Genomic DNA, 20,179 nt, shown 5'->3' with positions numbered 1-20,179 from the left:
CCTTATCCTCGGACTGTGGATCCGACGGAGGCTGAGGCCAGTGGGCTGGTGGTGGTGCCGTCGCCGCTGGTTGAACTGCGTGATGAGCGCGTGAGCGAGCGCGGTGTGCGGGTTTGGCTGAAGCGGGATGACCTCCTCCATCCGGAAGTGCCTGGCAACAAGTGGCGGAAGCTGAAGTACAACCTGGCCGCGGCGAAGGACCGAAGGGACAGCCGTCTGCTGACGTTCGGCGGGGCGTTCTCGAACCATCTCCGGGCGACGGCTGCAGCAGGGCATTACTTCGGGTTCGAAACGGTCGGAGTGGTTCGGGGTGAGGAGCACCTACCGCTCAACGAGTCGTTGGCCTACGCCGTTGGCCGGGGGATGATGCTGACCTACTTGGATCGCGGCACGTACCGGCGCAAGACCGAACCTGACGTGCTGGGCGCGCTCGCAGCGGAATTCGGTCCCTGCTACTTCCTGCCGGAGGGCGGTAGCAACGGACTTGGCGTTCGCGGCTGCGCCGAGGTCGTGGATGAGATCGATGTCGATGTTGACGTCGTGTGCTGCGCTACAGGAAGTGGCGGCACGGTGGCCGCCATCGCTGCTGGACTCGCAGGACATCAACGCGCTCTCGGCTTCACCGTCTTGAAGGGCGGACAGTACCTCGCTGGCGAGGTACGGCGACTACAGCGCGAGGGATTCGGTGTGACGACCGGCAACTGGGAGCTGGACCACGACTTCCACTTCGGGGGCTACGCGAAGCGCAAGCCTGAGCTGGACAGCTTCATCTCGGATTTCCAGTCCAGGCACGGTATCGCCCTAGACTGGGTATATGAGGCCAAGATGATGTCCGGCGTGTTCCAGCGGATTGGGTCCGGCGACTTCGCGCCGGGGACAACGATCGTGGCTGTGCTGAGCTGAACCGTCAGACCTTGTCGTGGTAGGCGCGTTGGGCGGTCTTAGAGATCGTGGTCTCGCACAAGGTGAGTTCCCATTCTCCGCTGTTGATGCTGAAGTCGCGGCCGAACCCGAGCCACATTCCGGTCATACGACGACCGGAGGGGTCAGCGACCATTTGCAGGGTGCCGTGGAACGCGGCGCCCTTGTAGTAACCGGTGGGCGAGGTGTTTTCCCGCCAGGTTCCCGTGGCGACGGACTTCTCGACACCGAGGTCGAGCCGCAGGCGTGACCCGAGCGTGTGCGGCACGCTCTGCCCCAGGAGCCGGGCACCGTGTTGGCGTACGACGACGTAGTGTTCGCCGGTGAAGTTGTTGCCGCGACCGGTGCTGGGGTAGACGTATCGGCTGTGCCAGATACCGGAGAAATCGTCACTCGCCTGCGGCAGCGAAGCTGCATGGGCTTCCGCATCGTCGGTGAGGACGGGGCTGGTCGAGGCGAGCGAAAGAGCGGCGCTGACCTTCAGTAACAGGGAACGACGGTCGAGGCTGTTGCCGTTGCTCCGCGCCCACGCAGTAGCCAGATTCGCCAGCTCGTGGACGTCGATCTGGTCAAGCCTGGTGACGAATTCGCACACTGAGTCGTCGGCGCTGTTCAAGGCTGCGAGCTGCTCGTTCTGCCGGTGAGCGGTGTCGGCCGAGCGGAAGTCGGCCACGTCGCTGACGAGGTCGGACAGCCGACAGGCGTACAGCGCGGCTAGCTTGCCCAGCACTTCCAGGGAAGGGGCGTGCCCGGTGTCGGCAGGCCACTGCTCCCAATAGGAGAAGTTCTTAAATGTCTTGAGATCGGCGGGCCAGCGTTCGTTCCAGGCGTCGGCCGCTTCGCGCTGGCTCCACCCATGCGCAAGGCGGAACGCCGCACGCATGTTGACGTGATAGCGCTCGGCGAACACCGCCGCCACCTCTGCCCACGTCTTCGACCGGGCGCGAAGCTCGGCTGACAAGTTCCGCTGTTCTTGCCGCACACTGCGGATCGCGGTTGGCATCGGTTCCCCTTCCACCGTGGATCGCGGCGACTCTATGTGATCAGCAGTGTGCCGCGTTTCCTCCCGGTTCAACAGGGATTTCACGTCCCGCAAGATCACCGGGCATCGGGGTGGAATGGGCACCTGAACTGCGGTTCTGTAGTTGCTGCGACACCGAGGAATTCAACGGAAGAGGCGAACAATGGCGCGGAGAACCGAGTACCTGTCCGTCACTGGAATGGACGCTTCCCCGACTACCAGTGAGGTCGTCGACCAGGCTTCGCGGGCTCGTGCTCGGCTCGGGGCGTTGACCACAGTCTTGGCCGACTCGCGTCAGGTCCGTACCAGGGACTGCAGCCAGCTGGCCGCTGAGCTGCGCGGGCTCGCCAGAACCTTCGACCGCTACGCGCGAACCTGCCTCGATCCGTCCCAGACTGCTTGGTTCCACCTGATCGTCATTAGCAGCCCCGGGCCGCCTTCAGCCCTACCTCCAGGCGGCACCAGATTCCGGCGGGGAGAACCCCGACCATCCCCGCCGGAAGGATCGGCACTTGACCAGTCCTTCGGTCAGTCCCGATCCGGGGGCCGGGCGGCGTTCTCCCTCCCCCGAGCGCTGTCCGGCATTCCGGCCGCACGGTCCTCTCCCTCCCCGGGCCGTGCGGCCGGCCCCCGACGCATCACGGAACACCCCACCCACGCAGCAACCCTCGGCGCTGCGCCTTCCCGCGAGGACTTCCATGAAACCCCGCAACTACGGGCTGCCCTGCGCCTGGCACTACCTGCCCGAACGCGACATCACCGTGCGCTGGGGGCGCCCCGATATCGCCTTCACGGTGCACTCCGGGGACCAACGCGGAACACGCGGCGACCACGCCCTTCTCGATACTGTTCCCGTCGCTCGCGCCTGGAACGACGACCACGACGTCGCCCGCAAAGCCCGCGACTGGGCCAGGGCGAATCCGCCGAGGTGACCGATGCCCCCACTCAACGACTCCCCCAGGGCGCCGCCACGACTGCATCCCAACTGTTCGACACAGACGGCCAACTCCGGTTACATAACGCTGTTCGCCCGGACGATCGATCCTGGTGAACTCTTGCCAGGTCCGGTCGAGGCGTTCTACGAACGGGTTCTGCGCGGGCCCAGAAGCCTCTGAACCGGCGTGCGGACGAAGAAGACGCCTGGCCGAACGACCAGGCGTCTTCTTCGAGCGGATGATCAGTTTTCCAGCAGGTCCTCGATGGTGATCGGGATGTGGCGGACTCGGGTTCCGGTGGCGTTGTAGATCGCGTTGGCCACGGCGGCCGCCATGCCGACCGCGCCGATCTCGCCCACGCCCCGGGCTCCGACCGGGTTGTGCAGGGTGTCCGGGTGCTCGACGAAACGCACGTCGATGTCGGGGATGTCCGCGTGCACCGGCAGCAGGTACCCGGCGAAGTCACCGTTGGCGATGCGGCCGTTCGATTCGACCTCCATGCCCTCGTGCAGCGCCGCCGAGACGCCCCAGATCATGCCGCCGCTGAGCTGGCTGCGGGCAGCCTTCTCGTTGATGATCCGGCCCGCGTCGAACACCCCGAGCAGCCTCGACACCCGTGCCTCCCGAGTCCAGCGGTGCACCCGGACCTCGCAGAACTGGGCGCCGAAGGAGCTGAACGAGTGCTTCGTGAGCTCCTCGCCCGGCGCCGAGGATCCCGTCGCCGACAGCGAATCGCGGCCGATGGCCCGCAGCAGCTCGCCGAACGGCATGCTCCGGCCGTCGGCGAACAGCTGCCCGTCGGCGTAGGTGACCTCCGCGCCTTCGAAAGGCGCACCCGGCTCGGCGGCCAGCGACAGCAGTGCGTCGAGCGCCGAGGACGCCGCGACCATCACCGCCGAGCCCGCGCTGGCGGTGGCCGTGGAGCCACCGGACATGCCGCCCGGCGGCAGCGACGAGTCACCCAGCCGCGGTGTCACCCGTTCCGGGGCGATGTCGAGCGTTTCGGCTCCCACCAGCGAGAGCACCGTCAGCAAACCGGTGCCGGGGTCCGCGCCGCTGGTCGCGACCTCCGCCCGGCCGTCCGCGCCGAGCGTGACCCGCACCGAAGCCGGGAAGCGCAGCGCGGGGAACATGGCCGTGGCCGTACCGACCCCGACCAGCCAGTCGCCGTCGGTGCGCCCGCCCGGAGTGCGCTGGTCCCAGCCGAAGCGTTGCGCGCCGATCCGGAAGCAGTCGTCGAGGTACTTGCTCGACCATTGCAGGTCTTTGCCGGGCGGCGCGAGCGAATTGTTCCGCAGCCGCAGCTCGATCGGGTCCATCTCCAGCGCGACCGCGAGCTCGTCGACCGCGCTCTCCAGCGCGAAGGAGCCGGGCGCCTCGCCGGGAGCGCGCATGAAGGTGGTCGGCGGCAGGTTCAGCGGCACCATCTTCTGCCGCAGCGACAGGTTCGGCGTGGCGTACCACTCGCGGGAGGTGCCGTGCGAGGTCGGCTCCACGAAGGACCGGTCGATGCCGGTGCTGCACCACGAGTCGTGGCGGACCGCGACGAACGTGCCGTCCCGCTCCGCGCCGAGCGTGACCTCCTGCACCGTGGCCGCGCGGCCCGCGGTCACGGTGAACACCTGCTCGCGGGTCAGCGAGGCTTTCACCGGCCTGCCGAGCTCCTTGGACGCGGCCGCCGCCAGGAACGCGGGCGCCGAGGTGCGGCCCTTGCCGCCGAACGCGCCCCCGACGTACGGGTTCACCGCGTGCACCTGGGACGGGTCCAGCCGCAGGGCCATCGACAGCTCGGCGGCCTGCATGTCGGAACCCTGAGTTCCACTGTGGATGGTGAGCCCCTCGGAATCCCACTGCGCGACGGCGGAATGCGGCTCCATCGGGGCGTGGTTCTGCGATGCCGTCGAGTAGGTCTGCGACACCACCACCGGGCTTGCCGCGAAAGCGTCCTCAATGGACTCGATGCCGTCGGCGAGCACCTCCAGCGAGGGTCCGCCGCCGTGGTCCGAACTCGGCGCGTCCTCGGCGGTCGCGAGGCCGTCCTCCAGCGAGGTCGACGCGGGCCGCTCGTGGTAGGCGATCTCGGCCAGCATCGCGGCATCGCGAGCCTGCTCGAAGGTCTCGGCGACCACAAAACCGATCGGCTGGCCGTAGTACGCGACTTCCTTGTCCTGCAACGGAACCCAAGTGTCGCCGAACGCCGGGAGCGTGGGCGTGGCCAGCTCCAGCGGATCGAACGGCGAGTACACCGCGAGCACACCGGGAGCACTCCGCGCGGCGGTGAGGTCCATCCACGCGATCTCGCCGTTCGCGATGGTGCTGAGCACGAGGTACCCGTAGGTCATGCCCGGGAAGTTGTGGTCCACGCCGTACTTGGCGCGGCCGGTGGCCTTCACCGGACCGTCGAGTCGGCTGGGCATCAGCGGCTCCCCTCGGTCAGTTCGAGCAGCGCGCGGACCACGGTCCGCTTCAGCAGGGCGGGCTTGAACCCGTTCGCGCCCCGCGTCCGAGCTCCCGCCACGGCCGCGTCGGCGGCGCGCTCGAAGGACTCCTCGGCCACAGGGGCGCCGCGCAACGCCTCCTCGACGGCGTGCAGCCGCCACGGGACGGTGGCCACGCCGCCGACCGCGACCCGCGAGTCGGCGATGCGGTCGTCGCGCACGTCCAGTGCGACGGCGGCCGAGGACAGCGCGAACTCGTAGGACTGCCGGTCCCGCACCTTCACGTAGGTGGAGTTCGCGGCCCAGTCCAGCCGAGGGACCACCACCTCGGTGATCAGTTCACCCGGCCGCAGGTCGTTCTCGACCTCGGGAGTGTCCCCCGGCAGCCGGTAGAACTCCGCCAGCGGCACCGTGCGCGACCCCTCCGAGCCCAGCAACCGGACCTCGGCGTCCAGCGCGGTGAAGGCCACCGCGACGTCGCTGGCGTGGGTGGCCGCGCAGGAGTCGCTGGTGCCCAGCACCGCGTGCATCCGGTTCGCACCCACCAGCGCCGGGCAGCCGCTGCCCGGTTCACGCTTGTTGCACGGCATCGCGACATCGCGGAAGTACGTGCACCGGGTTCGCTGCAGCAGGTTCCCACCGATGCTGGCCATGTTGCGCAGCTGCTGCGAAGCGCTCAGCAGCAACGCCCGCGAGATCATCGGGTAGACGTCCGGGTGCGCGGCGATGTCGCTCATCCGCTCCAGCGCGCCGATCCGCAGCCCGTCCTCGGAGTCGAGCCCGCGCAGCGGCAGCTCGTTGATGTCCAGAACCCGTTGCGGGGTCAGGACGTTGAGCTTCATCAGGTCGACCAGCGTCGTTCCGCCTGCCAGGTAGGTCGCCGGTTCCGCGGTGGCGGCGTCGAGGGAACCAGGGGTGGCCAATTCAAAGGGTCGCATCGGAGCGCCTCGCTTGGTCGATCGCGGCGATGATGTTCGGGTAGGCCGAGCAGCGGCACAGGTTGCCGGACATGAACTCGCGGACGTCGGTGACGTCCTGCTCGATCGCGGCCGAGGCCGACATGATCTGCCCGGAAGTGCAGAAGCCGCACTGCATCGCGTCCTGGTCGACGAACGCCTGCTGCAACGGCGTCAGCTCCGCACCCTCGGCCAGACCCTCCACAGTGGTCACGGGCTCCTTCACGGTGGCCGCGAGCGTGAGGCAGGAGAGCACGGGACGACCGCCGACGTGCACGGTGCACGCACCGCACTGGCCCCGATCGCAGCCCTTTTTCGGCCCGGTGATGTCGAGCCGTTCGCGCAGCGCGTCCAGCAGCGTCACGCCGGGTTCGGCGTCGAGCTGCTCCGGGCTGCCGTTGACTTCCAATGAGATGTGCAAGGGAACTCTTCTCCGCTGGTACTCCGCCCCGGAGACGGGCGGCATGATGTGGTGGGGGCGGCGGCCACGCCGACAACGACGCCGCGCCAACAACCGGATAAAAATCCGCTGTCTTCATCGAGGCTAGCGGATTAGTATCCGCTCGGCAACGAACCATGACCCCGGACGATCCGTGCAGGTCAGGAGGCTCTCCACAGCAGAGCGGGAGAAGGAGGAACGATGGGGACCGGCGCGGTGAACCACCGGCGCGCGGACACGCGACGCAACCACGAGCTCATCCTCGCGGCGGCCGCGGAGTCGCTGACGAGCTCAGGCGAGGTGTCGTTCAACGCCATCGCCAAGCAGGCCGGAGTCGGCGTCGGCACCGTCTACCGCCACTTCCCCGCCCCGGAGGACCTCATTCTCGCCGTCTACCAGCGGGAGGTGCGGCAACTGGTCGACGTGGTGCCCAGCCTGCTGGAGTCGCATCCCCCGGAGGAAGCGTTCCGGGTGTGGACGACCGATCACCTGGCGCACTACATGATGACCAAGCGAGGACTCGCGAACGCGCTCAGCGCCGCCACCGCCGCACGCGGAGAACTCCCCAAGAGCGCGCACGAGGCGATGGTCGGCTCGCTCGCGACACTGCTCGCGGCCAACGCCGAAGCGGGGACGGTGCGCGCGGACCTCGACCCGGAGACCGTGCTGCACGGCCTCGGCGGCCTCCTCTTCCTCGACCAGCGCGGCCCTTGGCGCGCACAGACCGAATCCCTCATCGACCTGCTGTGGCGCGGCATGTCCAGCTGCTGCGCGGACAAGGGCGACCCGGAGTAATCCACGGCCCCGATTCCGGGATCGCCCTGTCGTTGCGGGAAACACGACGGCCCCACGACGCGCGGACGCCGCTCCAAGTGATCCGGAACGCTCGGCCGGGCGCTCATTCCCGAGTCGCGAACCAGAGTTTCGCGATGGCGACGACGTAGAGCAGCCCGACGATCCCGTGCACGATGAAGCTGACGATGTTGAGCTCGAAGTTCGGTCCGGTGGGCAGCAAGCAGAGCTCGGAGACGAGGAGCGACGCCGGCCAGGAGGCGACCAGCAAGCCCTTCTGGCGCTTCGACCAGGACCGGTTCACGGCGGCGAGCACGGAACCACCGGCCCACGCGCCGAACGAGAGGACGATGGCGGCCGCCATCGTGGCGCCGGAGATCTCCCAATCGGGATCGGCGTCGAACCCGGCCGACAACCCGGCGAGGCCGCCCACGAGGAAGGTGAGCGCACCCGCGCCCGCCAGCAGGGCACAGGCCAGCGCGGCGGCTAGGACGGAACCTTGCCGGGCGGCCTGCGCGTGGCCTGGCTCGAATCCCGCGGCGGCGGCGACCTGTTCGGGCGTGCCCATCCGCGCGATCGCGTCGTCGACGGTCGCGGAATCCGCGTCGGGGGCCACGCCGGCGTCGAAGTGCTCGTGCACTCCGGCGATCACGTCCCGGCGAACGGAAGTGGGCGCGTGCCGCAACAAGTGGTTGAGCTCTTCCAGGTAGATGTTCACGCGGACATGGGTCTTGGTCACGATCGTTCTCCTGTCATGGCGGAATCGACGGCGCTGCGAAAGGCAGGCCAGGTGGAACGGAAGGTGTCCAACGCCGTTCTGCCCGCCGTGGTGAGCGCGTAGTAGCGGCGCGGCGGGCCGGTCATTGACTTCACTTGGCTGGTCTCCACGAGCCCCTGCCGCCGGAGGCGGGCGAGCAGCGGGTACAGCGTCCCTTCGCTCTGCAGCAGGACGTCGTGCGCACTGAGCCTGCGCGCGATGTCGAGGCCGTACAAGGGTTCGACGTCGATCATCGCGAGGATGCAGTACTCCAGCACACCGCGCCGCAGATGGGTGAGAACGGCACTCTCCTCCGGAACCATGCCACGCAACATACCGGCAAGATCAAAAGCGCGCAAAGTCGGACACCGTCCACAGCCGACTGATCGATTCTCGGCCCGGAGCACCTTGAAACGTCTCCCCCGCACCACTGACCTCACCTGAAGACGCCCGTCACCCGGCCGGGATCCGGACCCGGCGACAACTGTGACCGGCAACACGTGGATCAAGCGAGGAACTCGCTTGTCCATGCCGCTGCGGCATAGTCGACACTGCTCCCCGATGAGGCGTTCGGGTCGCTCGGTCAGCCGCCTCGCGCAGCACGTGATCGAACGTCCCCTCGCCGCATCGAGGGGGTACTGGAAGTAATGAGGAGAGACATGACTGGTGTAGGCCGCAAGCAGCAGGAGCTCGGGCCGGAGAGTGAGACGGCCCCGTTCCTGCGCGTGCCGACCGGAGACGCAACCGGAGGCGCCCCGACCACCGAGGAACCGGCAGGAACCGCTCCGGACCAGCCGGCCGCGCCCGCGGCGGCGAAGAAGCGGTTCCGCTGGCGGAGCAAGGACTACACGCCGGAAGAGCTGGAAGAGGCCCGGCAGACGTTCCGCGACCAGATGCCGTGGGACCACCCGATGTCGCGCGGTGACAAGTTCCTGGTGTTCGCGACCTTGGGCATCGTGCTGCTGATGATGGCCTCGATGCCGTTCCGGCCGTTCCTGATCGCCTCGCACCCGCTCGCGCTCAGCGCGGTCACCGGCAGCCTCTCCGCGATCGGCGCGGGCGCGGCGTTCGCCCGCATCGGGGACGCGGACCTGTGGCTCGTCGTCGCCGCCGGCGTGTTCGGCATGGTCAAGTTCGACTGGCTGTTCTGGCTCGCCGGACGCCGATGGGGCGCGAAGATCATCGAGCTGTGGGCGCCGGGTGAGTTCGGCAAGCGGTTCGTGGCGCGCGTGCAGTCCTGGCCGCGGTGGGCGATGCCGCTCGTCGTCATCTTCGCCGCGCTGCCCGGCGTTCCGGCTCCGGCCGTGTTCGCCGTGGCGGGGCTGAGCGGGATCGGCCTGGTGTCTTTCCTGATCTTCGACGCGATCGGCGCCGCGCTGATCGCGGGCCTGGTCGCCGGTCTCGGCTACGGAATCGGGCAGCACGCCGTCAACGTCGTCCTGATGATCGACGACTACGCCTTGTACATCACGCTGGCCCTCGTCGTCTGGGTGTCGATCCAGGCAGGCCGCAAGGGCCACAAGCAGGAGCAGGAGAAGAAGCGGCAGCAGCAGGCCGAGCAGCAGCAGGCCTGATCCGCCCGAACTTCCCGGCGGCCGCCGCGTCCCTTCCCGAGGCGCGGCGGCCGTTTCGTTTCGCCGGGGCGACGCCTCCCCGACGCTCGCCGAATCCCGCCGCTCAGCTCCGCGACGCGGATCCCGCGTCGGCCGCGAACCGGTTCACCGGCCGGCACAGGCCGTAGTGCTCGCGCAGCGTCCGTCCTTCGTACTCCTCCCGGAACAGGCCGCGGGCGCGCAGGATCGGCACGACGTGATCCACGAAGTCGTCCAGCCCGGCGGGCAGCACCGCGGGCATGACGTTGAAACCGTCGGCCGCACCGGCGGTGAACCAGTGCTCGATGGTGTCGGCGACCTGCTCCGGCGTTCCGGTGAACGTGCGGTGCCCGCGGCCGCCACCGAGACGGTGGATGATCTCGCGCACGGTCAGGTTCTCCCGTCGCGCCAGGTCGACGACGAGCGTGTAGCGGCTCTTGGCCGTCTCGATCCGGTCCTCCCCCGGCAGGTCGTCCGGCAGCGGCCGGTCCAGGTCCTGCTCACCGAGCTCGATGCCCAGCGTGCTCGCCAGCCGTTCGAGCGCGTACCCGTGCACGATGCGGTCGGTGAGCTCGGATTCCTTGCGCCTGGCCGCGGATTCGGTCGAACCGAGCACCGGGACGATGCCGGGCAGGATCTTGATCTCGGCGGGGTCGCGGCGGTGCTCCGTAGCGCGCTGCTTGAGGTCCGCGTAGAACGCCTTGCCCTCGTTCAAGGTCTGCTGCGCGGTGAACACCGCCTCGGCGTAGCGGGCGGCGAGATCCTTGCCGTCCTCGGACGATCCGGCCTGCACCAGCAGCGGGGCGCCTTGCGGCGACCTGGGCGAGTTCAACGGCCCGTCTACGGAGAAGAACTCACCGCGGTGGCCGATCGGATGCACCCGCGCGGCTTCCGCCCACACGCCGGACTTGTCGCCGACCTGGGCATCGTCTTCCCAGCTGTCCCAGAGTTTCCGCGTCACCTCGACGAATTCCGTGGCACGCCGGTAGCGCTCGCCGTGCGTGGGCAGCTCGTCGAGGTTGAAGTTCCGTGCCGCCTCCACCGTCGCGTTGGTGACGATGTTCCACCCGGCACGGCCGCCGCTGAGGTGGTCCAGCGCGGAGAATCGGCGGGCCAGGTTGTACGGCTGGTCGTAGGTCGTCGACGCGGTGGCGATCAGCCCGACCCGGCTGGTGGCCGTGGCGAGCGCCGTCAACAGCAACGTCGGTTCCAGCCCGACCGCCGGGCGCTGCCCCACGTCCGCGCGCACCGCCGGGCTGTCGGCGAGGAACACCGAGTCGAACGTGCCCCGCTCCGCCGCCTGAGCCAGCTGCACGTAGTGCTCCAGTCTGGTCGCCGCGAACGGATCGCTCTCCGGCAGCCGCCACGCGGCCTCGTGGTGTCCCACGTTCATCAGGAAGGCATTGAGGTGCAGTCGACGTTGCGACATGGAGTTCCTTCACATCTGTCGGTCCACTATGGATCGCCTGGAATGCGGACGGTTCCACGCGCCCTACCGGCCGCTCGGAGCCGGAAGGACGCACGATCTCCCAGGGGTCCGCGAACAATGATCTTCTGATCTGATTCTGGTCAGCGGCGAAGCCGACGAGCAGTGATCACCCGAGCACAATGACCACGGGCGGGTTCTCGGCGGCTTCCTCGTGAGGACGGCTCTTCCCTCATGGCAGAGCACCCGGGAAAAGATCCCGCAGCGAGCAAAGCCGCTGAGTTAACCCGGACACCTACGCAGGACCTACGAAACCGTCCCGGCGGAATAGGCGGTGGCGTCGCCTTGGCGGGCGACGCTGCGCTTGCCCGCGACGTCGACGGGCACGTCCCCGGCCACCGTGACCCGGTTGACCTTGCGGGCCAGGTCGCCGTAATCGTTGACCGCGTAGTGCTGGGTCGCCCGGTTGTCCCAGATCGCCACGTCACCCGGAGCCCACCGCCAGCGCACGGTGTTCTCCAACTCCGTCACGTGCGATTGCAGCAGGTCGAACAGTCGCGCCGAATCCGTCTTGCCGAAGCCTAGGAACCGCTGCACGAAATGCCCGAGCAGCAGTGAGCGCTCCCCCGTTTCGGGGTGCACGCGCACCGCCGGGTGTTCGGTCTCGTAGACGGTCGAGACGAACTGCTCGTGCCGCGCCTGCTCCGCCTCCGTCGGGTTCGGACGTTTCGCCGCGTAGTCGTAGGCGTTGGTGTGCAGCGCCCAGAGCCGGGCGGCCAGCTGCCGCAGTTCAGGGGAGAGCCCGTCGTAAGCCGCGACCGTGTTCGCCCACACCGTGTCCCCGCCGTAGGGCGGAATCGTCACCGCTCGCAGCACGGAGAACGCAGGCGGGTTCTCCACGAACGTGACGTCGGTGTGCCAGGAGTTGGCCCGCGCGCCCTTGTCCGCGTCCAGCGGGAGCACGTGCGCGGCGTTGTCCGCCCCCGGGACCGTCGGATGGGCGGTGGTCACGACGCCGAGCCGCTTCGCGAACTCGACCTGCTCGTCGTCGGTGAGGTCGTGCTGGCCGCGGAAGAAGACGACTTTGTGCGTCAGCAGGGCGTTTCGGATGTGCTCGACGGTCTCGCTCGTGAGGCGCCCGGTCAGCTGCACGCCGGTGATCTCGGCTCCGATGCGCCCGGCGACGCGGCGCACGTCCGAGTTCAGCTTCGAGCTGGTCATGTTGTTGCTCCTGCCTGTGTGGTGTGGCGCCGCGACGTGAAGACCGCGCGCAGCAAGGCACAACGGCATCGGACGGCGAGAAACGGCTCCGAGATCGCTCGGCGATTCGAGCCGGAGAACATCAGAAAACGTGCGATCACCCCCGCACGCGGGGAACACTGGGCGGCTCAGCCGCAGGGACAACCCGCGGAGGCGACGCGCAGCAGGTCGATGTGCCCGCGGAACACCAGGAGCGGCGTCTGCCTCATACGCTGGATGCAAACACGGGCGGGAGAACCCGTCAATCGAACCGCGGAACTTCCCGGCATTCGGAAGCCTGCCGGTGAATCCGCCGGCGATCTTGACGGCCGCCCGACGCACCGGTTTCCATCGGTGGCATGACAGCCGGATCTGACCTCGTGCGGCGCCGTCGCGTGGACTGCGGTCACGCGCCCGGCACCCGGTGTCGTTGAAGCCCGGTCTCCCACGCTGATCCGCTCTTCCTGCGGCGCCCGCCCGGCTCGCCGTGGCCCGCGATGTCCGCAGCACTCCCTGACCAGCACCCACCTCCCGGTGAGGTGCCCTGAAAGCGAGCGCCGCCCGTGCCCATCAAGATCGACCGACGCCGCCTGCTGCACGGCCTGTCCGGCCTCGCCGCCACGTCCGTCCTAAGTGGATGTGCGAGCGCCGGCGCGTCCTCCGGTGAGCCCCGGACGAACGTCGTGCGCTACCAGGGTCAGAGCGGTGATGTCGTTTACCACGAGCTGGCCGCGGATCTCGGGTTGCTCGACGGCGTGGAGCTGGAGTGGATCGGCAACACCACCAGCGGTCCGCAGGACATCCAGGCCACCGTCACCGGGGACACCGACATCGGCGGCGCGTTCAACGGCGCCATCATCCGGCTCGCCGCGGCGGGCGCACCGATCAAAGCGGTGGTGGGCTACTACGGCTCCGACGTCCGCACCTACGGCGGCTACTACGCCTTGGACCGCAGTCCGATCCGAGGACCGCGGGACTTCATCGACGCGAAGGTCGGCGTGAACACCCTCGGGGCGCACTTCGAGGATGTGCTCGCGATCTACCTGGAACGCGGCGGGCTCACCGAGGAGGAGATCGACTCGGTGCAGTTGGTGGTGGTGCCGCCGGTCAGCGCCGAACAGGCGTTGCGCTCCGGGCAGCTGGACATCTCCGCGCTGTCCGACATCCAACGGGAGAAGGCGGTCGCGCACGGTGGTTTGCGGCCGGTGTTCAGCGACACCGACATGCTGGGACCGTTCACCGCGGGCTGCCTCGTGATGCGCGACGAGTTCATCGCCCGGAACCCGGACACGACCAGCCGGCTCGTGGCGGGGATCGCTCAGGCGGTGCGGTGGGCGCAGACCCGGCCGCACGAAGAGGTCGTGGCCCGCTACACCGACATCATCCGCCGCCGGGGCCGCAACGAGGACACCGACAGCGTGTCGTACTGGCGCTCCACCGGCATCGCCGGGGCCGGTGGGCTGATCGAGGATCGCGAGTTCAGCACCTGGCTGCGCCGGTTGACCGCGAGTGGCCGCGTGCCACCGGGTTCCGTCGATCTGCGCAAGCTCTACACCAACGAATTCAACCCGTTCCGCGCGGGCGCACCGAACTGAGGAGACCCGTGGCAGAGATCATCTTCGAGAGCGTTTCCCGGACGTTCCCGGTAACCGGTCGCAACGGTCGGCCGGACACCGAGCTGACGGCGCTGCACGACGTGAACCTGCGGATCCGTCCCGGTGAGCTCGCCGTGATCGTCGGCCCCAGCGGCTCCGGCAAGTCGACGTTGCTGGACCTGCTCGGCGGGCTGGACTCCCCGACCAGCGGGCGAATCCTGCTGGACGGCACGCCGATCACCGGGCCAGGGCTGAACCGCGGCGTGGTGTTCCAGCAGTACGCGCTGCTGCCGTGGCGCACCGCGGCGTCCAATGTGGAATTAGGGCTGGAGGCGAAGAAGATCCCCGCCGCCCAGCGCCGCGAACGCGCGCTGGAACACCTGGATCTGGTGGGACTTTCCGGCTTCGCCGACCGGTATCCGCACGAACTCTCCGGCGGGATGAAGCAGCGCGTCGCCATCGCCCGCAGCCTCGCCTTCGACCCCGACGTGCTGCTGATGGACGAGCCGTTCGCCGCCCTCGACGCGCAGTCCCGCGAAACCCTGCAGGACGAACTGCTGCGGCTGTGGCGGCGCACCGGCAAGACGATCGTGTTCATCACCCACGGCATCGACGAGGCCGTGCACCTCGGACAGCGGGTGGCGGTGCTGACCTCCCGGCCCGGCACCGTGAAGGCCGTCGTCGACATCGACCTCGGTGACCGCACCGCGCGCTCGGACCTGCGCTCGGCACCGGAGTTCGCCCACTACCGCCACCGGATCTGGAGCCTGCTGCATTCGGAGGTCGACCGCGCGCAGGCAGCAGAACGGGCCGCCGCCCGGCCATCCCAGGACGGCTCCGAGCCGGCCTCCGACTCCAAGGTGAGCTCCATTGGCTGACGTCCTTCACATCCGCCGCACCTCCGCGAGCACCGCCACCCCGGCGAAGCCCGCACACCACGTCGCCGGGCGCGTGCTGAAGTCCTCGGCCGCGATCGTGGCGTTCCTGCTGCTGTGGGAGCTCGCGCCGCGCGTCGGGCTGGTCGACAGCATCTTCCTGCCGCCGGTCAGCGAAGTCCTGGTGAAGTGGGTGGAACTCGCGGTCAACGGGCAGCTCTGGGAGCACCTCGGTGCGAGTCTCGCCCGGTCCCTCGCCGGCTTCAGCCTCGCCATCGTCGTCGCGGTGCCCCTCGGCATCGTCATCGGCTGGTACCGACTGGTCGGGGAACTGCTCAACCCGCTGCTGGAGCTGATGCGCAACACGGCGGCGCTCGCGCTGCTGCCGGTCTTCGTGCTGCTGCTGGGCCTCGGCGAGTCCTCCAAGGTCGCGCTGATCGTGTTCGCCTGCACCTGGCCGATCCTGCTCAACACCATCAGCGCGGTGCGCACCGTTGATCCGCTGCTGATCAAGTCCGCGCGGTCGCTGGGGTTCGGGTCGCTCGCGGTGTTCACGAAGGTCGTACTGCCCGCCGCGGTGCCGATGGTGTTCACCGGCGTCCGGCTGGCGGCGGCCAACTCGATCCTGGTGCTGGTCGCGGCCGAAATGGTCGGTGCGAAGGCCGGGGTCGGCTACCTGATCAACATGGCGCAGTACAACTTCCAGGTCCCGGAGATGTACGCCGGGATCATCACGATCTCGTTGCTGGGGCTGGGCTTCAACCTGGGCCTGGTGACCCTGGAACGCCGCCTGTCCCGCTGGCGGACGTGAGGCGGGGTCCCCGGGGAGTGACCGCCCGGGCCGCGTTGCGATCTTCGCTGTCGCCCACCGCTGCCACCCGTGCACGAAGGGTGGCGGCCGGCCGAGCTCAGGGGCCGCGACGACCTGGGAAAATGTGACCGAGACCCCAGGTGGGCGTGCAAGAACTTACCCTTGCGTAACCTGACGCTGTGGCTGAGATCGTGTACCCGCCCGTAATCCTGGCGGCCAAGACCATGTTCCGCGTGCTGGACAACCGGCTGCGCGTGACGGGAACCGAGCACATCCCGCACGCCGGAGGTGCGGTGATCGCGTGCAACCACGTCAGCTACTTGGACTTCATCTTCTGCGGGTTGGGCGCGCAGCCGGCGAAGCGGCTGGTGCGGTTCATGGCGAAGAAGGAGATCTTCACCAACCGGATCGCCGGGCCGCTCATGCGCGGCATGCACCACATCCCGGTGGACCGGGCCGCGGGCAAGGGCTCCTACGACGAAGCGGTCGCACGGCTTCGTGCGGGCGAGGTCGTCGGGGTGTTCCCGGAGGCGACCATCAGCCGGTCCTTCACCGTCAAACCGATCAAGTCCGGTGCGGTCCGGATGGCGGCCGACGCGGGCGTGCCGGTCGTACCGATGGCGTTGTGGGGCACCCAGCGACTGTGGACGAAGGGCAGGCCGCGCACGCTCACCAAGCGGCACGTGCCGATCCACATCCACGCGGGCGAACCGTTCCATCCCGCTCCGGACGATGATCCGGAAGCGCTCACCCAAGACCTCCGCTCGCGCATGTCGGCGATCCTCGACGACCTGCAGGCCGGCTATCCGGATCAGCCCGCGGGCGAGGAGGACCGCTGGTGGCTGCCCGCTCACCTCGGCGGCACCGCCCCCACTCCCGACGAGGCGGCGGCCCTCGACGCCCGCCCCGGTTCCGAGGACTGAAGAGTTCTCGCGGCAGGATCCGCCGGCGCAGGAGTCGTCCCCCGCGCGAGCGAGTTCGCGGAACCGCGCTTCTCGCCCCGTCCAACGAAAATCACGTTGTGACCGCCAGGAAACACCCTTGAACGTCCTCGGGTTCTCTCCGGCGGTTTGCCGCGCGATGCCCGCGGGCAAGCCTGGATGACGACACCTTCCGCCGGAGGAGACCGCCATGCCGCGATCGTTGTGGCAGGACACCGGGCGTGCGTTCGAACGGTGCCCACCGCTGTCGGATGACCGGGATTTCGACAGTGCGGCCGTCGACGGGCTCGCCGGTTCCCCGGTTGCGACGTGCCCGATCGTCCGCACCGAAAGCAGCTCATGAGCGTGCGGCTGCTCAGCTCACCCGGTGTTTACCGACCGCAAGGGGACACGCGGCTGCTCGAAGACGTCCTGCGCCAAGTGGAGGTGCACGCCGGTTCGCGGGTCCTCGACGTGGGGACCGGCACCGGCGCGCTCGCGGTGGCCGCCGCCCGCGCGGGTGCCGGGAGTGTCACGGCGATCGACGTTTCCAGCCGAGCGGTGCTCGCGGCCCGGTTCAACGCGCGTATCCGCGGGCTGCCGGTCCGGGTGCGGCGGATCGCGTCGCTGGACGTTCTCGCGGCCCGGCGGTTCGACCTGGTCGTCTCCAACCCGCCTTACGTTCCCTCGGCCGAGGCCGTTCCCCTCGTCGCGGGGCCGCTCGCGCCTGGGACGCCGGGCATGACGGCCGCGCGGTGCTGGACGCGCTGTGTTCCGTGGTTCCGGGCATGCTTCGCGCCGGTGGGCGGCTGCTCCTCGTGCAATCTGCTCTGTCCGATGTGGAGCGAACGACGTCCGTGCTCGCGCTGGCGGGGCTGAACGTGTCGATCGCCGCGCGCCGAACGCAACCGTTCGGCCCGGTGCTGCGGCAACGAGCGGCCTACCTGGAGGCGCGGGGGATGATCGAGCCCGGTCAGCGCCGGGAGGAGTTGGTGGTGATCCGCGGTGACAGAGCTTGAGTCGCGCCCGGCTCGCCGGGTGCGCGTGGTGCCCGACGGACCTGTCCTGATCGACGGCCCGGTGGACCTGGTCGACGCCGACGGGACGACCGTGCGGTACGACCGCTTCGTCGTCGCCGTGTGCGCCTGCCGGCGCAGCCGCAGGCTCCCGCTCTGCGACACCAGCCATCGGCGCCGCGTGCACCGCTCGCGGCAGGACGAGCAGCCCTAGCCCGGCTGCGCGAGCGGCCGCAGCAGCGAGCTGCTCCCCTTCCGCCAAGAACCGAGCAGCAGCTCGGTCAGCGCCCCCTCCAGCAGCTCCGTGGCCTGGATGCCGAACACGACGTCCCGCGCGAGGTGCGGCTCGCGCCGCAGCAGGTCGCCGATCACGTCGTGGCGCATGATCTGCTCGTGCACGGCGTCGGCCTCGATGTGCTCGGTGAAGAAGCGGATGCATGCCGCCGGAGCCCCGAACCGCTCCAACGCGTTCGCCAAGCGTTGCGCGCTGGGCGCGGTGCTGATCTCGGCGGCGCTGAAGTGGCCGACGAGCGCGCCGCGCAAGCCCCGGTGCAGGCCGAGCATCGACATCAGGTTCACGATCGCCAGCTGCGGCGCAGGCACCACGTCGAGGTAGTGCAGGTAACCGGATTCCAGTTCGGCGGCGTCGAGCAGGTCGGCGAACAGCTTCGCGTGGACGTCCTCACCTCGTCCGCCGCCGAACTCGTCGTACTCCACGGCCACCAGCGCCGCCTTCGCCTGCCCTTGCAGCCGAGGGATGACCCAGGCGTGCGGATCGGCCTCCTTCAAGTGGTAGATCGACCGGTGCACGAAGTACTCGCGCAGCTGCTCCCAGCTCCCGTGATCGCGGAGGTGCTGCGCGACTCCGTCACCGGGCACCGTCTCGGTCAGCAGCCCCGCCAACTCGGCGTCCACGTCCTCGCCGCCCGCGACGTTGTCACGCAGGGCCGTGCGAAAGAGGTGTTCGAGGCTTGCCCGCCAGTCCAGGAGGCCCCCGTTCCACTCCCACTCCGCCGAGACGCCTTCGAAACCTCGGTAGTGCAGCTCGTAGCAGGTGTGCAGCGCCAGTGCGAGGTCTTCACCGAACGGTTCGGCGCCCACCTCACCGGGCGCGGGCAGGCCCGTGGCGGGCGGAGGTGCGCCGAGCGCCGCGATGACCGCTTCGGACAGCGGGCCGCGCGGCCTCGGGAGCCGAGCCGACACGATTTCCGTGGTGGGGACGCTCATCTGTGCTCCTCGATCATGTCGGGGGACGGTCGATCATCCGGTTGTCCGGGGCAGGTTCCACGGGCGAGCGCGCGCACCAGCGCGTGCAGCCCGAGCGCCGCGTGGCGGCGTTGTCGCTGCGCGCCTCCTCCTCGTCGGGCGAGACGTTCGAGGGAATCGAGCACGACGGCGACGTCCCCGGTGCTCGCGAGCGCCGGGGTCACCCACTCGACCAGCTCGCGCAGCAGTCGCGCGGCGGGCACCCGGGACTCTCGGACCGGGTCGACCAGCGACGACCGCATGCCGTGCCGCGCCGCCGCCCAGACCGCGGCCGCCGCGACCTGATCGCGGACCACGGGAGCAGGCTTGCCCCGCGACACCTCGTCGAGCGCGGTCCGCACCAGCGCGCGGGCGAGAGCCGCGTGCAGGACGGTCTCGCCGACGGTGGTCATCGCGTCGGCGACGCGCAGTTCGACCGTGGGCAGCCGTGGTGATGGACGCACCAGCCAGAAGGACATCTCGGGATCGACCAGCGTTCCGCATTCGACCAAGCGGGCGACCTGGTCGCGGTAGGCTGCCGCGGATCCGAAGTGCGGCGGTACCCCCGAGCCCGGAAAGCGCATCTGCTGCACCATTCGCCAGCTCGCGTAGCCGGTGTCCAGTCCTCGGTGGAACGGCGAATTCGCCGACCAGGCCAGCAGCGTCGGCAGCCACGGCCGCAAGTGGTCCACCACGGCGACCGCCACCTCCTCGTCCGGCACCGCCACGTGCACGTGGCAGCCGCAGGCCTGGTAGTCGGTGACGACGGCTTCGTAGGCGCCCGCGATCCGTTCGAACCGGTCACCGCCGGTGATGCCGGGCGGCGGACCGTCGAGCACCGGCGTTCCCGACGACACCAGCACCGCTGCCTGCTTGCCTGCCGCGCGGGCGAGCCGCCTGCGGGCCGCTCCGAGCTGGTCGCCGAGCTGCCGCACCGTCGCACACCGGCCCGTCGCGGCCTCGACCTGGCTGCGGAGCAGTTCCGGTTGCAGCGTCGCGCCCTCGAACTCGACCTCACCGGGCAGCACGGCGGCGTCGGCGAGCACGAGTCCCGCCCGCGGCACGGCCTGCGCCGAAACCGAGTCGAGCAGCAGGAATTCCTCCTCGACTCCCATCGTCACACCCGGGATGGAGGTGGCATCCGCGCGAGCGCCGTTCATGCGGCCCACGCTCCCTGTCGTCGCCGTTGATCGGGGCTACT

The 20,179-nt window shown here is 69.3% G+C and carries 21 protein-coding genes; 11 read left to right on the top strand and 10 right to left on the bottom strand.

Annotation, left to right across the window (positions count from 1 at the left end; genetic code table 11):
* Positions 1-15 precede the first annotated feature (15 nt).
* Positions 16-903 (top strand): 1-aminocyclopropane-1-carboxylate deaminase/D-cysteine desulfhydrase, encoded by an 888-nt coding sequence (locus H2Q94_RS10545; protein ID WP_243794328.1) that lies wholly within the window; start codon positions 16-18, stop codon positions 901-903.
* Positions 904-907: 4 nt separating this feature from the next.
* Here the strand turns inward: H2Q94_RS10545 and H2Q94_RS10540 are convergent, their stop codons facing one another.
* A complete protein-coding gene (locus tag H2Q94_RS10540; RefSeq protein ID WP_243794327.1) occupies positions 908-2,008 on the bottom strand; it encodes a hypothetical protein in 1,101 nt (366 codons plus the stop codon).
* A gap of 632 nt (positions 2,009-2,640) precedes the next feature.
* Between H2Q94_RS10540 and H2Q94_RS10535 the strand changes: the two genes are divergently transcribed.
* Positions 2,641-2,874, top strand: coding sequence for a hypothetical protein (locus tag H2Q94_RS10535; RefSeq protein WP_243794325.1), 234 nt, complete (start codon positions 2,641-2,643; stop codon positions 2,872-2,874).
* 245 nt (positions 2,875-3,119) lie between these two features.
* On the opposite strand, the gene H2Q94_RS10530 is transcribed toward H2Q94_RS10535, so the two are convergent.
* Genes H2Q94_RS10530 through H2Q94_RS10520 form a run of 3 tightly spaced genes read right to left on the bottom strand, consistent with a single transcriptional unit; the run spans position 3,120 to position 6,692 of the window.
* Positions 3,120-5,294 carry a xanthine dehydrogenase family protein molybdopterin-binding subunit gene (locus H2Q94_RS10530; protein ID WP_243794324.1) on the bottom strand — a complete coding sequence of 725 codons (2,175 nt, stop codon included), beginning with the start codon at positions 5,292-5,294 and terminating at the stop codon, positions 3,120-3,122.
* Entirely contained in the window at positions 5,294-6,253 is a 960-nt protein-coding gene (locus H2Q94_RS10525; RefSeq protein ID WP_243794323.1) for an FAD binding domain-containing protein, read from the bottom strand. Before H2Q94_RS10525 ends, H2Q94_RS10530 begins: the two co-directional genes overlap by 1 nt.
* A complete protein-coding gene (locus H2Q94_RS10520; protein WP_243794322.1) occupies positions 6,240-6,692 on the bottom strand; it encodes a (2Fe-2S)-binding protein in 453 nt (150 codons plus the stop codon). The genes H2Q94_RS10525 and H2Q94_RS10520 overlap by 14 nt, the downstream gene beginning before the upstream one ends.
* Positions 6,693-6,911: 219 nt before the next feature.
* On the opposite strand from H2Q94_RS10520, the gene H2Q94_RS10515 reads away from it, so the two are divergent.
* Positions 6,912-7,505 (top strand): TetR/AcrR family transcriptional regulator, encoded by a 594-nt coding sequence (locus tag H2Q94_RS10515; protein ID WP_243794321.1) that lies wholly within the window; start codon positions 6,912-6,914, stop codon positions 7,503-7,505.
* A 103-nt stretch (positions 7,506-7,608) separates the two neighbouring features.
* Here the strand turns inward: H2Q94_RS10515 and H2Q94_RS10510 are convergent, their stop codons facing one another.
* Together H2Q94_RS10510 and H2Q94_RS10505 are read right to left on the bottom strand one after the other, a co-directional pair.
* Positions 7,609-8,241, bottom strand: a complete 633-nt coding sequence (locus H2Q94_RS10510; protein WP_243794320.1) for an HAAS signaling domain-containing protein — start codon at positions 8,239-8,241, stop codon at positions 7,609-7,611.
* Positions 8,238-8,582, bottom strand: a complete 345-nt coding sequence (locus tag H2Q94_RS10505) for a PadR family transcriptional regulator (RefSeq protein ID WP_243794319.1) — start codon at positions 8,580-8,582, stop codon at positions 8,238-8,240. Before H2Q94_RS10505 ends, H2Q94_RS10510 begins: the two co-directional genes overlap by 4 nt.
* A 336-nt stretch (positions 8,583-8,918) precedes the next feature.
* On the opposite strand from H2Q94_RS10505, the gene H2Q94_RS10500 reads away from it, so the two are divergent.
* Positions 8,919-9,833: a DedA family protein gene (locus H2Q94_RS10500; RefSeq protein ID WP_243794318.1), complete on the top strand. Its 915-nt coding sequence runs from the start codon at positions 8,919-8,921 to the stop codon at positions 9,831-9,833.
* 103 nt (positions 9,834-9,936) lie between these two features.
* Here the strand turns inward: H2Q94_RS10500 and H2Q94_RS10495 are convergent, their stop codons facing one another.
* Both H2Q94_RS10495 and H2Q94_RS10490 read right to left on the bottom strand, forming a co-directional pair.
* Positions 9,937-11,280, bottom strand: coding sequence for an LLM class flavin-dependent oxidoreductase (locus tag H2Q94_RS10495; protein ID WP_243794317.1), 1,344 nt, complete (start codon positions 11,278-11,280; stop codon positions 9,937-9,939).
* Between the two features lie 303 nt (positions 11,281-11,583).
* Positions 11,584-12,498, bottom strand: coding sequence for a TauD/TfdA dioxygenase family protein (locus tag H2Q94_RS10490; protein WP_243794316.1), 915 nt, complete (start codon positions 12,496-12,498; stop codon positions 11,584-11,586).
* Between the two features lie 581 nt (positions 12,499-13,079).
* Between H2Q94_RS10490 and H2Q94_RS10485 the strand changes: the two genes are divergently transcribed.
* The 7 genes from H2Q94_RS10485 to H2Q94_RS10460 all read left to right on the top strand — a co-directional run bounded on the left by H2Q94_RS10485 (position 13,080) and on the right by H2Q94_RS10460 (position 17,947).
* Complete coding sequence (locus H2Q94_RS10485) at positions 13,080-14,111, top strand: ABC transporter substrate-binding protein (protein ID WP_243794315.1); 1,032 nt, start codon at positions 13,080-13,082, stop codon at positions 14,109-14,111.
* A gap of 8 nt (positions 14,112-14,119) precedes the next feature.
* Positions 14,120-14,989 carry an ABC transporter ATP-binding protein gene (locus tag H2Q94_RS10480; RefSeq protein WP_243794314.1) on the top strand — a complete coding sequence of 290 codons (870 nt, stop codon included), beginning with the start codon at positions 14,120-14,122 and terminating at the stop codon, positions 14,987-14,989.
* A 73-nt stretch (positions 14,990-15,062) separates the two neighbouring features.
* Positions 15,063-15,797: an ABC transporter permease gene (locus H2Q94_RS10475; RefSeq protein WP_397545475.1), complete on the top strand. Its 735-nt coding sequence runs from the start codon at positions 15,063-15,065 to the stop codon at positions 15,795-15,797.
* A 179-nt stretch (positions 15,798-15,976) separates the two neighbouring features.
* Positions 15,977-16,720: a lysophospholipid acyltransferase family protein gene (locus tag H2Q94_RS10470; protein ID WP_243794312.1), complete on the top strand. Its 744-nt coding sequence runs from the start codon at positions 15,977-15,979 to the stop codon at positions 16,718-16,720.
* A 357-nt stretch (positions 16,721-17,077) separates the two neighbouring features.
* Positions 17,078-17,596: a methyltransferase gene (locus H2Q94_RS10465; protein WP_309501141.1), complete on the top strand. Its 519-nt coding sequence runs from the start codon at positions 17,078-17,080 to the stop codon at positions 17,594-17,596.
* Entirely contained in the window at positions 17,575-17,736 is a 162-nt protein-coding gene (locus H2Q94_RS30635; RefSeq protein WP_309501140.1) for a class I SAM-dependent methyltransferase, read from the top strand. Before H2Q94_RS10465 ends, H2Q94_RS30635 begins: the two co-directional genes overlap by 22 nt.
* The gene (locus H2Q94_RS10460; RefSeq protein WP_243794310.1) at positions 17,723-17,947 is read left to right on the top strand and encodes a CDGSH iron-sulfur domain-containing protein; all 225 of its coding nucleotides are present in this window, start codon (positions 17,723-17,725) and stop codon (positions 17,945-17,947) included. Before H2Q94_RS30635 ends, H2Q94_RS10460 begins: the two co-directional genes overlap by 14 nt.
* Here H2Q94_RS10460 and H2Q94_RS10455 read toward each other — a convergent pair.
* On the bottom strand, positions 17,944-18,960 hold the full coding sequence (locus H2Q94_RS10455; protein WP_243794309.1) for an iron-containing redox enzyme family protein: 1,017 nt from the start codon (positions 18,958-18,960) through the stop codon (positions 17,944-17,946). The genes H2Q94_RS10460 and H2Q94_RS10455 overlap by 4 nt on opposite strands.
* Positions 18,957-20,138 carry a carboxylate-amine ligase gene (locus H2Q94_RS10450; protein ID WP_243794307.1) on the bottom strand — a complete coding sequence of 394 codons (1,182 nt, stop codon included), beginning with the start codon at positions 20,136-20,138 and terminating at the stop codon, positions 18,957-18,959. The genes H2Q94_RS10455 and H2Q94_RS10450 overlap by 4 nt, the downstream gene beginning before the upstream one ends.
* Positions 20,139-20,179: the final 41 nt, after the last annotated feature.

The organism is Saccharopolyspora gloriosae (genome assembly GCF_022828475.1).
Taxonomy (GTDB): domain Bacteria; phylum Actinomycetota; class Actinomycetes; order Mycobacteriales; family Pseudonocardiaceae; genus Saccharopolyspora_C; species Saccharopolyspora_C gloriosae_A.
Note: the sequence above shows the minus strand (reverse complement) of the source record. Positions and strands in the feature narration are given on the sequence as shown.